Source organism: Parashewanella sp. 2210YD4-3 (assembly GCF_056591735.1).
The window spans coordinates 250,635-263,203 of sequence record NZ_JBWQOG010000004.1 but is presented as its reverse complement, the minus strand read 5'-3'; the positions used below and the strand labels follow the sequence as shown (position 1 = coordinate 263,203).

At 41.2% G+C, this 12,569-nt stretch carries 12 protein-coding genes; 8 read left to right on the top strand and 4 right to left on the bottom strand.

Translation table 11 applies throughout. The annotated features are described in order from the left end of the window. Window positions 1–16: 16 nt before the first annotated feature. From AC1EU0_RS08385 to AC1EU0_RS08375, 3 genes are all read right to left on the bottom strand, one after another. Window positions 17–1,228, bottom strand: a complete 1,212-nt coding sequence (locus AC1EU0_RS08385; RefSeq protein ID WP_480301959.1) for an alginate export family protein — start codon at window positions 1,226–1,228, stop codon at window positions 17–19. Between the two features lie 123 nt (window positions 1,229–1,351). Next, complete coding sequence (locus AC1EU0_RS08380; RefSeq protein WP_480301957.1) at window positions 1,352–2,596, bottom strand: MFS transporter; 1,245 nt, start codon at window positions 2,594–2,596, stop codon at window positions 1,352–1,354. Window positions 2,597–2,609: 13 nt separating this feature from the next. Next, window positions 2,610–3,218: a hypothetical protein gene (locus tag AC1EU0_RS08375; protein WP_480301955.1), complete on the bottom strand. Its 609-nt coding sequence runs from the start codon at window positions 3,216–3,218 to the stop codon at window positions 2,610–2,612. A gap of 117 nt (window positions 3,219–3,335) precedes the next feature. Between AC1EU0_RS08375 and AC1EU0_RS08370 the strand changes: the two genes are divergently transcribed. The 3 genes from AC1EU0_RS08370 (at window position 3,336) to AC1EU0_RS08360 (ending at window position 6,143) form a co-directional block, all read left to right on the top strand. Continuing rightward, window positions 3,336–4,139, top strand: coding sequence for an ABC transporter ATP-binding protein (locus AC1EU0_RS08370; protein WP_480301953.1), 804 nt, complete (start codon window positions 3,336–3,338; stop codon window positions 4,137–4,139). Next, on the top strand, window positions 4,136–5,137 hold the full coding sequence (locus AC1EU0_RS08365) for a FecCD family ABC transporter permease (protein ID WP_480301951.1): 1,002 nt from the start codon (window positions 4,136–4,138) through the stop codon (window positions 5,135–5,137). The genes AC1EU0_RS08370 and AC1EU0_RS08365 overlap by 4 nt, the downstream gene beginning before the upstream one ends. 136 nt (window positions 5,138–5,273) lie before the next feature. Beyond that, on the top strand, window positions 5,274–6,143 hold the full coding sequence (locus AC1EU0_RS08360) for a hypothetical protein (protein ID WP_480301949.1): 870 nt from the start codon (window positions 5,274–5,276) through the stop codon (window positions 6,141–6,143). 142 nt (window positions 6,144–6,285) lie between these two features. Here AC1EU0_RS08360 and AC1EU0_RS08355 read toward each other — a convergent pair whose 3' ends face one another. Next, window positions 6,286–7,632 (bottom strand): alanine/glycine:cation symporter family protein, encoded by a 1,347-nt coding sequence (locus AC1EU0_RS08355; protein ID WP_480301947.1) that lies wholly within the window; start codon window positions 7,630–7,632, stop codon window positions 6,286–6,288. A gap of 360 nt (window positions 7,633–7,992) precedes the next feature. Between AC1EU0_RS08355 and AC1EU0_RS08350 the strand changes: the two genes are divergently transcribed. The 5 genes from AC1EU0_RS08350 to AC1EU0_RS08330 all read left to right on the top strand — a co-directional run bounded on the left by AC1EU0_RS08350 (window position 7,993) and on the right by AC1EU0_RS08330 (window position 12,564). Continuing rightward, the gene (locus AC1EU0_RS08350; protein ID WP_480301945.1) at window positions 7,993–8,880 is read left to right on the top strand and encodes a hypothetical protein; all 888 of its coding nucleotides are present in this window, start codon (window positions 7,993–7,995) and stop codon (window positions 8,878–8,880) included. Between the two features lie 203 nt (window positions 8,881–9,083). Continuing rightward, on the top strand, window positions 9,084–10,346 hold the full coding sequence (locus AC1EU0_RS08345) for an efflux RND transporter periplasmic adaptor subunit (RefSeq protein WP_480301943.1): 1,263 nt from the start codon (window positions 9,084–9,086) through the stop codon (window positions 10,344–10,346). Further along, window positions 10,346–10,483, top strand: a complete 138-nt coding sequence (locus AC1EU0_RS08340) for a hypothetical protein (protein WP_480301942.1) — start codon at window positions 10,346–10,348, stop codon at window positions 10,481–10,483. Before AC1EU0_RS08345 ends, AC1EU0_RS08340 begins: the two co-directional genes overlap by 1 nt. Window positions 10,484–10,523: 40 nt before the next feature. Continuing rightward, complete coding sequence (locus tag AC1EU0_RS08335; RefSeq protein WP_480301940.1) at window positions 10,524–11,243, top strand: ABC transporter ATP-binding protein; 720 nt, start codon at window positions 10,524–10,526, stop codon at window positions 11,241–11,243. Window positions 11,244–11,253: 10 nt separating this feature from the next. Next, entirely contained in the window at window positions 11,254–12,564 is a 1,311-nt protein-coding gene (locus AC1EU0_RS08330; protein WP_480301938.1) for an ABC transporter permease, read from the top strand. Window positions 12,565–12,569: the final 5 nt, after the last annotated feature.

The following is a 12,569-nucleotide window of genomic DNA, read 5'->3' as shown; positions in this document are numbered from 1 at the left end:
TCAAGCACCTAAGCCATTACAGGCTAAAGTTCACATTAGCCATTAGCCATAGCTTGTCAGTATCTTTATTAGTTTTAGGATCAGTGTTGCTGCTATCAGCGTCGTAACTAGCGTATTTCATAAGCAAAGTTGTGGTTTTATGAACTTTCGCGCTGGCTACCAAGTCGTATTCTGTACCGAAGTCACGGCTGTTTTCGACTGATTCAAATTTGTGGTAGAAAGCAGCCAGTTTTACAGGGCCTACTTTGGTGGCTACTTTACCGTAGAAGTCTTTTAAGCCATCTTTTGGAGTACCTAAGAACTTGTCAGCAAAACCGTTAAATTTGTGAGCAGTAGCTAGTGGAGTGCTAAACCCATACTTTCCGTCGTCAGAACCAAGTTGCTCCATACCTAATGTAAATTTAAAGGCAGAAACACTCGCTGTACCATCCAATGCAAAATAATTGGCGTCATAGTCGCCATTTGTCTGAGTTGCATAACTGGCGTGCACGTTTAGCCAGTTGAATTTACCCATGTAATCAAAGCCGTAGGTATTGTTTGCATCAGTCCAGTCGTCGTCTTTAAGTAGGTAAGCAAAGCCAGTAACTTTATGCGCTTTGTTTACTTTGTAGGTAGCGTTGATGAAGTTAAAGTTTCCATCCATACCGCGTTTAGGACCGTCTGGGCCAAAAATACGGTTTACATAGTATATATAGCTGTAATCAAACGATAGTTGGTCGTTGAAAGCATATTGACCACGAATACCATCAAAGGTTTGCTCGTTTTGTCTCCATGCTACACCACCAACAAAACGTTGGTTCCCGAGGTTTATACGCTGGCGACCGACAGTGACAGAGCCCGCATCACCTTGATACATTACATTAAATTGATTTAGGCTCGTTCCAGCAGGGTCAGCAACTACAGGGTAGCCAGTTTTATTATCATAACCATTGGCGCTATTGTATCGCTCTGAGCCAATACGAGAGACATTATCAAGCTCAGCCAACACTCTTAGGTTGCTGAAAGTACCACTTTTAAAAGCAACTCGGCTGCGAAGCGTAGAAGCATCAGCTTGATTTTTGATGCCTTGCTGTTCGACATTTTCATAACGATAACGGAAATTTAGGTTTGTGCTGCTGCCATCGATAAAGCCTGTATCGCTAGCGGCCATCACGGGTACCGATGAGATGCCACCGAGGACAGCTAATAATACTGCCGATTGTTTGAAAACTGGTAGTTTATTCATCATAGGTTATACCTCAAGAATGATTATTATGTGTGGTTTAAAGCATGGAGCTATTATGTGCTTTTTATTTTTTCTGAAGTTGACCGAAATCAAGACTAGATGTTTTTTGTTATCCTAATCAGGCTATCAGTTATTGGAATTCAAACTTAGATTGAAATGATCTTTCCAATAAAAGCTAGCTATAAACAAAGGAAAAGAAATCAATGCTGGTATCCACGCAATAGCCGAATTGATGCCGTGAAGTTTGAGCCATTCAGTCATTAACGGTGAGCAACCACCTATTACAGAAAAAGCGAGGTTTAGAGAAAGGGCAATACCTGTAAATCGTATATGTGTTGGCATAAGTTCAGTGAGTGTTGCTTCATAGACGCCGCTGATTAAGGCTGAATTTACTAATAGAGGTAAGAATGCCAGCAATAAGCTGTACTTGAAAAAGTAAGAGTAGCTTACAGGCAGTAAAAAGATCACCAGACAACTTAGTCTTATCACAGGGATTCGACCTATTTTATCGGATACCCAGCCAGAGACTATCGCGCCTAGGCAAGTAAAAACAAAACTCAGTAGGATCAAACTGTGCAATGAGATCGGAACAGATAAAGCAACGTTTGGTAGGTAACTGAATTGATAAATGCTTGAAATAGCAATGGCTGGCGATGAAGTAAGGATTGTCCCTAATAGGAGTTTACTCTTGTGGTTGCACAATAGCTCTTTGGCTGGAAAGTCCATCACTCCTTTTTTTAATGCAAGAAATACGGGCGTTTCAGCTATAGAAAGTCGCAAATAAAGGCTGATAAGACTAAGCAATGCTCCTGTAATGTACATTAATCGCCAGCCGTATAGAGAAAAGTCAGCATGAGATAAATGACTCGTGAGGATAAGTAATAGGCCACTGGCGATGACATTACCACTAGTGACACCTGCAACAATAAGCCCAGTAGTAAAGCCCTTACGATGATGTTCACTATGCTCTGCAGCAAATACAATTGCCCCAGGGATCTCTCCCCCTAAGGATAAACCTTGTATTAATCGTAATACAATTAGGCCTAATAACCCGACATAGCCAGCGTGAGCGTAGCTTGGTAACAATGCAATACCAAAGCTGGCACACGCCATAACACCAACTGTTTTGATGTAAGTGGACTTACGACCTAATCTATCACCATCATGGCTAAACCAAATACCACCAATAACCCGAGTCAAATATCCAGACGCAAAAATGGCCAATAAAATAAGTTGGTGGTTTTGTATGTGTGAATTGGGAAAAAATATCACCTTTAACGTTGGGGCTAAAAAGATCAGTAACGCGAAGTCATAAAATTCGAGCATTGAACTCATGGTCGTCATGAGTTTTATCTTGGCAATTTGGTTCACCTCAGATTATTGCTTAGACATTAGTATTTTGTGTATTACGGAAGGGGTCTCCTACCTGAGCAATGTCACCAGCAACCTTAACCAGAAGCACTTTTGCTGCAATGCGAGTGATTTTTGATCCTTGTGTGGCGGCATATTGCGCTGGATTTGGTGAGGTGGGGGAGGATGGTAGTGCACGTGGTTGTTGCTGCCAAAGTGCTCCGATTCCAGCTCTTACTCCCACAGATAAAGCAACGCCCCAAAGACTTGTCTTAGTGTTTTCTGACTCAGAAGGATCTTCTTCATCAACATGATGATTGGCAAGTTTAGCGGCTACTTCTGTGGCCGCGGCCCCAAAAGCTTGAGCACTACCTTTTGCCTTTAAAGGGCCTGCACTTGTTATGAGCACGTCTCCAGCTCCTGATATAAAGCGATAATAACCAGAACTGGCAACATCAGGAGCAACTTTATAAACCGCCTCATCAAGTAACGTTTTAACTATAGCTAAGCCACCGTTAAATGCGGCTGCATTACCGCCACCGAACATCAAACCGCTAAGCATCGCGCCTCCCACTGTTTCGGCTTTATCGAGTAATGTTGAATATCTTTGTGGTTGCTGTGCTGCTGTTGTCATTTCTGTCATTGGAGCACTCCTCATTGGTATAGGGACAAATAGGCGGGATAACGAAAAAAGATGCTACACTAGCGTTCAATTTCGAAGTAATTAAACTTTATTAATCTATAACTTAGGGTTACTTTTGTGACAGAAACATCCGTCAAGGTCTCTCAGCTTTCATGGAGTCCCAATTTTTCACCAGTTTTAGATAGCATTAGCTTTGAACTGCAAACAGGAAAAGTATTGGGAGTGATTGGGCCTAACGGTTCTGGGAAATCGAGCCTCCTACGTTGCTTATACGGCTATATCAAGGGGTGGTCTGGTTCTGTTAAGTTATTTGATAAATCGATAAATGATTATTCGCCACAAGAATTGGCAACCAAACTTGCTGTTGTACAACAAGATACTCCGAGTAATGTTCAACTTACTGTTAAACAGTTAGTTGCCTTGGGGTTAACACCTCATCAATCTTTACTGTCATTTAAACGTCCTAACTTAGCTGTAATAGAAGATGCTCTTGCTAAAGTAGGTTTGACTGAAAGACACTCACAACAGTTTCACACATTATCGGGTGGGGAAAAGCAAAGAGCATTAATTGCGAGAGCATTAGTGCAGCAACCTGATTTATTAATTTTGGACGAGCCAACAAATCACCTGGATGTTCGTTATCAAATTCAACTACTGAATTTGATTAAAAGCTTGTCTATTACCGTTGTTATCACCATTCATGACTTGAATTTAGCAAGCGGGTTTTGTGATCAATTGCTATTACTCAATGAAGGAAAAGTAGTGGCATATGATGAACCCGAGCAAGTGCTTACCCAACATCATATTTCAAATGTTTTCGGTGTAGATTGCCAATTGCAAAAACATCCTGATTCAGCGAAACCTTATATTCAATATCGCTATGAGCTTTCTCAAACAATAGAGCAAGAGGAGAAAGCATGAAAAACGATTCAGTTATTCACATTTTAGGAGTGGTGTTTCTCATTATTAGTGTATTTGTTTCCTTAAGTTTTGGCTCTGTAGATACACCACTTTCTAATGTCTGGCAGGCGATGAGTGCACCAACCTCCAGTGATTTGATTAATCGTATTGTTATTGATCTTAGGTTTCCAAGAGTGTTATTAGCTTTATTGGCGGGTATTGGGCTAGCAATAACAGGGCATACTCTACAAACGGTTACTCGAAACCCTTTAGCCGACCCTTATCTATTCGGGATAAGTTCAGGTGCCTCATTTGGAGCCGTTGCCTTTACCATATTAGCTTCTTCTGTTGGGGGATCGGCAAGCCTTGCTGCTTCTCTGGGTATCACTGCTTTTGCCTTTGTTGGAGCTGCGGCGTCGGTATTCTTAGTTTTAATTTTAGCTGGCGTTCATCAGCAACTCCAAGTGGAAAGAATGCTGTTGTCGGGGGTGGCGATTTCTTTTATGTTTTCTGCATTTAGCAGTCTATTGCTTTACTTTGCTCAACCTCAAGCCGCAGCATCGGTATTGTTTTGGGGGCTAGGAAGCTTTACTCAAGCAAACTGGGAAATGTTATTGTGGCCAACTTTGGTTGTAAGCAGCTCAATAGTAGCGCTATGGCTATTTCAACCTTGGGTAAATACATTACAGCTTGGAGACGAAACTGCGCAAACACTAGGTGTACCGGTTCAAAAGCTCAGGTTGGTCGTATTATTGATTTGCTCCCTTATAACCGCAGTTTTGGTTGCCAATTGTGGTGGCATAGGTTTTGTAGGTTTGATGATCCCTCACTTAGTTCGAATGGTATTTAAGTCAAATTCCTTGCTTGTTTCTGGCTTATTAGGTGGCATCTTTATGGTGTGGGTTGATGTACTTGCTCGTGTGATTTTACCTTCGCAAGAGTTGCCAGTTGGTATTATTACCACGGCTTTAGGCAGCATCTTTTTTATCGGTATCATGGGTAAAAAAGCTAAGGGCTAGAGGCAGTAACAAATCAAAAAGTCTTTAATTGAGAATGGCCTCTAGGTGAATACATTATTAAAATTCATTCACATTTTTAGCTTAGCTAAGAGGATGGATGTATCTTTAGTAATAGTATGTTAGGAGGGACTTTCTTATGCCTGAAATAGCAAACCCAGTAGCGGTCCATAGAAATCCATTTTTGAAGGCTTATGATATTACTCCTGAGCAATATAAAGGGATTCATGATGCCCAAAGTCGTGCAGAAGCTAGGCAGTTTAGAACTGTCTGGCAGCGGATCAGTGATTGGTTTTTCGGCGATTACTCTCGTGTTTTCGATCAACTCAACTTGTTATTACGTTATTCACAACAAGAGACGGTGAATGTAGAACAATTACATTATCTGATGATTGCCTTTAACCAATTGAGAGAGTGTAGTTGTTATGACTATGCAGAACTATTTAAAGTAGATATTGAAGATAAGGGGCTAGGTAATTTTAGCTTCAAATTTCATATTAAAGGATTAGAAGATGTATTTGGGCCAGATTCTGATGAAGAAGCTGGAGAACCCGAGTTACAACAAGCAGATCCACAACAACAAGCTCCACAACAACAAGCTCCACAACAACAAGCTCTTGTTGAAGAAAGCCTTGAAGAACAGCAGGTAGAACCCTCTCAATTTTTAGTTCCCTTATATGCTCAAGCTTCGATAACACTTATTGATAACGATACAGAACAAGAGCTTGAAGGTGGTGAGGATGCTTATATCGTAGAAGGGTATAGTCCTGAAACAGGAATAACGAAAGCGAACTATATCCTCTCTCGCGCTCGTAGTGAAATTAATATGCTTAAGCAATGCAGGATAAAAAGAAAAGGGCAAGAAAATGCTGCAGATATTTCGTGGGATAAGAATGTTACTAGTTTGATCGATCAAACCTTATCTCAGGCACTATTTGATCTGATGGAAATTGACCCAGATGGAAATTGGAATGCTAATCGAGTCAAAAGTCAGCTTGGGGTGAAATAGCCGCACCTGTGTCTTGAGCATCACATGATTAGCTGAACTGCTGTTAGAAATTAAGCTTATCATTTTGAATTGTAATATTGCTGGTTTTGTTATACCGAATGGAAGTAAAAGGGGGCAGTAATCACTGCCCGTCAGTAGGTGTTTATTTTTTTGCAAAATACTCTTTAGTTAACTTAAATACTACTGGGCTAAGAAGCAATAGAGCAATCAAGTTAGGTAAAGCCATCATCGCGTTTAGGGTATCGGCCAGTAGCCAGATGAACTTCAATGAACTCACAGCACCAATAGGAATTGCGATAATCCATAAAATTCTGAATGGCAATACGGCTTTTACACCAAACAAATATTGTAGACACTTCTCTGAGTACAAACTCCAACCCAATACGGTAGTAAAGGCAAAAATAGCTAATGCGATAGAAACAATATGCTCACCAGCTGGGATAGCCGTTGCAAAAGCTTGTGACGTTAATGCCGCACCATCAGCGCCAGATGTCCATTCGCCAGATACCACAATCGCTAAGCCCGTAATAGAACACACAATCAAGGTATCAATAAAAGTACCCAGCATGGCAACCAAACCTTGAGATACAGGATTTTTAGTTTGTGCCGCAGCATGTGCAATCGGTGCGCTACCTAAACCCGCTTCATTAGAGAATACGCCTCGAGCCACACCAAAACGGATTGCAGCCCAAACCGCAGCACCAGCAAATCCACCTGTTGCAGCAGTACCATTAAAGGCAGAGTCAAAAATCAAAGCGATAGCAGCTGGAATCTCAGAAACGTTAGTGGCAAGTACAAACAAACCTGCACCTATGTAGAAAATTGCCATAAATGGTACAAGCTTACCTGCAACATCGGAAATCCGCTTAATGCCGCCCATAAGTACTAAACCAACCAGTACCATCATAGTAAGGCCTGTAATGAAAGGGTCGATACCAAAGCTAGATTCTAAGGCGTGGGCAACAGAATTTGACTGAACCGTATTACCAATACCAAAGCCTGCGATAGAGCCAAAGATAGCAAATGCACCACCTAACCATGCCCATTTCTTGCCTAAGCCGTTTTTGATGTAAAACATTGGGCCACCAATGTGGTTACCATTTTCATCTGTTTCACGATATTTTACTGCAAGTACGGCTTCTGCGAATTTGGTAGCCATACCAACAAGGGCAGTACACCACATCCAGAAAAGTGCGCCTGGACCACCTAGTACAATAGCTGTTGCAACACCAGCGATATTACCCGTTCCCACAGTAGCAGAAAGAGACGTCATCAAGGCATTAAAAGGGCTAATTTCACCTTCCTTTTCATCACCTTGCTCAGGGCTACGACCACGCCAAAGTAGTTTAAAACCTGTCCCAAGTTTGAGGATAGGCATAAATTTTAAGCCAATGGTTAAGAATAACCCTACGCCTAAAATGGCTACCAACATGGGGATTCCCCAAACAACGCCATTTACTGCCCCAATCCAGCTAGTAAGTATTTCCATAACACTATTTCCTGTGTTTTATATACTCAGAGTTGCTCCGAGAAGAATGTTACAAATTGGTTAACAACTTATAGGAAACGCCAATGTTTGCCAAGTTCAAGTGTGTAAAATTATGAGCGATAAATTAAAAACAGTGTTTTAAGGGGCTATATCACAAAGGAAATTTTCTGTTGAGTTACAGTCATCAAATAGAAATTTTAGATATGATTAAAAAGGATTAATGGCAATTTAATGACGTTCATCATTTTGATTTTTATATGCTTTTTTGTTTTTAAGCATTGGGTTGATATTTGTTAGGTGGATTTTTTTATTTAAGTGAATAAAGATGATTTTTATCTTATCTTCAATGAGTTACCCCAGATGAGTACGGAAAGAACAGTTGCTACAACAAACTTTAGTGAATATGAAGCTCGTCTAAAAGAGCAAGGTTTCGACTATGTTGAAGTTAAATCAAAAAATTCTATAACTTCATCTAACCAGGCTCATTCTCGAACTGCACAAAACGATCTAGATGAAAAGCATAGCTCGATAGAAAAAGAGCCGTTACCTGATGACGCACCTTCACATCCTCACCCTGAGGTCATAGATACAGCTTTAAGACGAATGGCATTGAATAAGTCTCTAGAAGCCAATCAATCGAGTACAAGTGTTAAGAAAACGAGTGAAGATAATTCTGTAACTTATAGCACTCCATTAACGAAAACAGCCATAAGTAGATTTTCAAGCACTCTGAAGCCTGATGACGGAACGTTTGTTGACGATGAACCAGAAGACAAGCCTATTCCAACAAGGTACCTTCCTGATACAGATATCGCAGAATTTCCTGATAATACGCAGCGTCCTGTACCTCTGCCTTTACCTAAACTTCCAACGGAAAACGAGCATCAGGAGCAATGCGCACAAATTAAGAAGTTAGCTTCTGGTGCTGCAGGTTTTGATGGAGAAACGCTAACAAAAAGCAGTGAAGCAGTTGCCAAGTTTAAGAGATTCAATGGCTTTCAAAGTAGAACTAGTCAAGAGTTTAATGATTGTGATGACCGTGAATACGCCGACAGAATGGGCGGTCATGGAATAAAGGTATACGGAAATCGAAAGATAGTACCAAGTCCTATAGGGTTTCAATTTAAAGGGCAAACGCTTGGAGGAAATCAACAGCCACATTCTGAAAGTGCACTGCCTACTTCTACTAATCGCACTGAAGATGAAGTAAGGCAACTGAGACTACTGAGACTGACGGGGCAAAAATAGAAAGGGCACGCTTTCGCATATCTTTTTTAGCTTTATCATTGGTATAAAGCGGACACATGGCGGACATAACGATGTGTCCGTGGACACTGTTTTTGAATTGTAATTTTAATGATTGTTATGTAACTTGTTGTTATTTATGTTGAAAGTTGATTTGGCACATTAACTGCTATCCCAAGCTCATAAGTTAAAAAAGGATAGTGGTAATGATTCAAGATACCAGCAAACAAGATACAACCCTTTCTCCCTCATCGAATAAACCGTGGAAGAAACCATTATGGGCTGTTGCCATTATTGCCACTATCATCGTTGGCGTTTGGGCAAGCTTTGGTGGCGAGTCAGCTAGTCATTCAGTTGCTAAAGATGAACTCAGGTTAGCTACAATTACCCGAGGTAATTTAACACGAGATATTGCCGCTACAGGTAAAATCGTGGCGGCCAACGCTCCCGTATTATATAGCACTGAAGCAGGTGTGGTGACCTTAGTGGGCAAGCCTGGAGATCAAGTAAAAGCCGGCGATATACTTGCGATCATCAATAGCCCATCATTAGCGAACCAAGTTCAACAACAGCAGTCAGCACTCTCGGCTATGAAAAGTGAATTAGAGCGAACAAAGCTTACGGCACGTAGTGAGCTGCTCGCTGCACAGCGTAGTTTAGATATGGCTCAGGTAGAAATGTCAGCCGCAGATCGGGAGAGCCGCCGTGCCAAATTGCTCATCAAAGACAACCTTATTTCACAAATCGATTATGAAAAAAGCAAGGATGATCTTGATCGAGCCAAGCTTCAATATAAACATGCGAGCCAAGAGTTAGCGTTAATAAAAGAACGCTTAGCCTTTGAAGTGAAAAACAAATCGCTAGAGGTTGAGCGGCAAGACTTAGTGGTTGTCGACTTAGAAAGACAGCTCACCGAACTGAAAATTAAAGCGCCTGTGGATGGCATTATCGGCAATTGGTTGGTGGAACAAAAAGCCCGTATCGCAGCCAGTCAGCCTGTGCTTACCGTTGTTGACTTAAGCGCGTTTGAAGCCGAGCTTTCGGTTCCTGAATCTTATGCTGATGAAATCGGCTTAGGTATGGACGTTGAACTGAATATCGGTGGCAACAAAATTATGGGCGCTTTATCAGCCATATCACCAGAAGTCCGAAATCGAGAAGTCACAACTCGGGTTCGTTTTACTCAAAATTCATCTCTCAAATTAAGACAAAATCAGCGTTTGTCAGCACGGGTATTACTTGAAAATAAACCGAATGTACTAATGGTCAAACGTGGAGCCTTTTTAAGTTCAAGCGGTGGTCGTTATACCTATCAACTGAATGACGAATTAGCAAAACGTATCCCTATTCAACTGGGCGCTCAGAGCATGAGTCATATCGAAGTCTTGTCAGGTGCGAAAGAGGGAGATGTATGGGTTGTATCGGATCTTTCTAGCTTCAAAGAGTCGAAGCAAGTGAGGGTTCGATAATGAAACGTAAATTTATTGCAGCGATGGCGTTACTGCTTTTGAGTGTCGCATTTCATCACGTATTTTCAGAAATAAACCATTGGTCGATGATAGGTCTATTAGCAATAGAAATTACAGAATTAGTTTTTAGTAGTTAGCAGAATTGAAAAAATAGAATTGGAAATAAGGAAATTCAGTATGTTGAAAATGAACAAGGTCAGCAAAATATTTAAAACCGACCTAGTGGAAACCCACGCTTTGCGTGACTTTAATCTCATGGTGAATGAAGGTGAGTTTGTAGCTGTAACGGGGCCATCTGGTTCAGGAAAAACGACCTTTTTGAATATTGCAGGGTTGTTAGAGCCTTTTAGCCAAGGTGAGTTTGAGTTAGACGGTATTGATGTGGCTAACTTAAATGATAACCAAAGAACACAAATTCGAAATGAAAAAATCGGCTTTATTTTTCAAGGTTTCAATTTGATCCCTGATCTAAACCTAGCCGAAAATGTTGAAGTGCCATTGCGTTATCGTGGAATGGGGCGTAAAGAGCGGCAGCAACGAGTGAATGCTGCATTGGAGCAAGTAGGCTTAGGTTCACGTCAAAAGCATCTTCCTTCTCAGCTTTCCGGTGGTCAGCAGCAACGCGTGGCTATTGCAAGAGCGTTAGCGGGCGAACCTCGTTTTCTACTTGCTGATGAACCGACAGGTAACTTAGATAGCTTAATGGCACGCCAAGTGATGGAGCTGCTAGAAGATATCAACCGTAAAGGCACAACCATCATTATGGTGACGCATGATCCTGAACTCGCTCGCCGAGCACAAAGAAACATCCAAATTGTAGATGGTCAGGTGTGTGATTTCACCATGTATCAGCCTCAGCAAGAAACGCCAAGTGACACTGAAGAAGCATTAGCTTAAGGAGAAAACAATGTTTCTACATTATTTAGATTTAGCGTGGCGAAGTATTCGTAAAACGCCAGCACTGTCGCTGCTGATGGTAACAGCTATTGCCATAGGTATTGGCATTACAACGACAACGTTAAACATATACCAAATGATGGCGTTTAACCCGGCAGGGGAAAGAAGTGATCAATTACATGCGGTGCAATTGTGGAGTCAAGGGCCAGAAACTTGGGATGACTTTCACATGCAAATCACGTATCAAGATGCGATGAACCTGAGAAACTTAGCCCCTCAATTTAAACAGTTAGCGCAAATGCGTTCTGGAGCAGTACTTCAAGTTGATGAAAGTAATTTCGAACCTGAACTACGTGCAATTCGTGTAACTGATAGCGATTTCTTTTCTATGTTCTCAGTCCCTTTTCTTTATGGGACGTCATGGGGAGAACAGGTAGATAAAGATGCGGCTTATCATGCAGTGATCAGTGAAAAATATAATAAAAAAATGTTTGGTGGTGGGGATAATGTAGGTAAGACCGTATACCTTAACCGTAAACCGTATCAAGTAGTGGGTATCATTGATAACTGGAACCCTCAACCAAAATTTTTCGATCCGATGAACGGTGCATTTCGTGATGCTGAAGAAGTCTTTGTACCATTCTCCCTACTGCCAATTGAGAAGTTCCAAGTGTGGGGAAATATCAGTGGTTGGAAACATGAAGACACGAAAACTTTCTCAGATACGCTGAAATCAGAAAAAGTTTGGCTCCAATATTGGGTTGAGCTAAACAACGAAGAAAGCCGTCAGCAATATAAACAAATTTTGACCGGTTATATTGATGAGCAAAAAGCGTTAGGACGATTTACTGACAATAAGACTTCGGCAGATTCAAGTAAGTTAAACACGGTTTCACAGTGGCTAACTATTGCTGAGGTTATTAAAGAAGATAATCGTATTTTAGTTGGGCTAAGTTTCTTATTTCTATCAGTTTGTTTAGTGAACATTCTTGGACTAATACTGACGAAATTTTTAAAGAGAACATCAGAAGTTGGAGTCAGAAGGGCGATAGGCGCAAGCCGAGCGCACATTTTTAGTCAATATATGGTTGAGGTCGGTATTATCGGATTGCTGGGTGGTCTCGTTGGGCTAGCTTTGGCATCAGGCATGCTTTATCTACTGGGTGAAAAGTTTGGTATGGATTCATCGCTGATCAGTATGAGTAATAGCATGTGGTTTATTGCACCTCTTATCGCAATTGCTACTACTTTGGTGGCAGGCATTTTCCCTGCATGGAAGGTGTGCCATACCAAGCCAAGCGTTTATTTAAAGAGCCAGTAAGGGAA

Bases quoted from the DNA above. Each gene is read 5' to 3' on its own strand.
- AC1EU0_RS08385 (WP_480301959.1), bottom strand. From the start codon at position 1,228: ATGATGAATAAACTACCAGTTTTCAAACAATCGGCAGTATTATTAGCT.
- AC1EU0_RS08375 (WP_480301955.1), bottom strand. From the start codon at position 3,218: ATGACAGAAATGACAACAGCAGCACAGCAACCACAAAGATATTCAACA.
- AC1EU0_RS08365 (WP_480301951.1), top strand. From the start codon at position 4,136: ATGAAAAACGATTCAGTTATTCACATTTTAGGAGTGGTGTTTCTCATT.
- AC1EU0_RS08360 (WP_480301949.1), top strand. From the start codon at position 5,274: ATGCCTGAAATAGCAAACCCAGTAGCGGTCCATAGAAATCCATTTTTG.
- AC1EU0_RS08355 (WP_480301947.1), bottom strand. From the start codon at position 7,632: ATGGAAATACTTACTAGCTGGATTGGGGCAGTAAATGGCGTTGTTTGG.
- AC1EU0_RS08350 (WP_480301945.1), top strand. From the start codon at position 7,993: ATGAGTACGGAAAGAACAGTTGCTACAACAAACTTTAGTGAATATGAA.
- AC1EU0_RS08345 (WP_480301943.1), top strand. From the start codon at position 9,084: ATGATTCAAGATACCAGCAAACAAGATACAACCCTTTCTCCCTCATCG.
- AC1EU0_RS08340 (WP_480301942.1), top strand. From the start codon at position 10,346: ATGAAACGTAAATTTATTGCAGCGATGGCGTTACTGCTTTTGAGTGTC.
- AC1EU0_RS08335 (WP_480301940.1), top strand. From the start codon at position 10,524: ATGTTGAAAATGAACAAGGTCAGCAAAATATTTAAAACCGACCTAGTG.
- AC1EU0_RS08330 (WP_480301938.1), top strand. From the start codon at position 11,254: ATGTTTCTACATTATTTAGATTTAGCGTGGCGAAGTATTCGTAAAACG.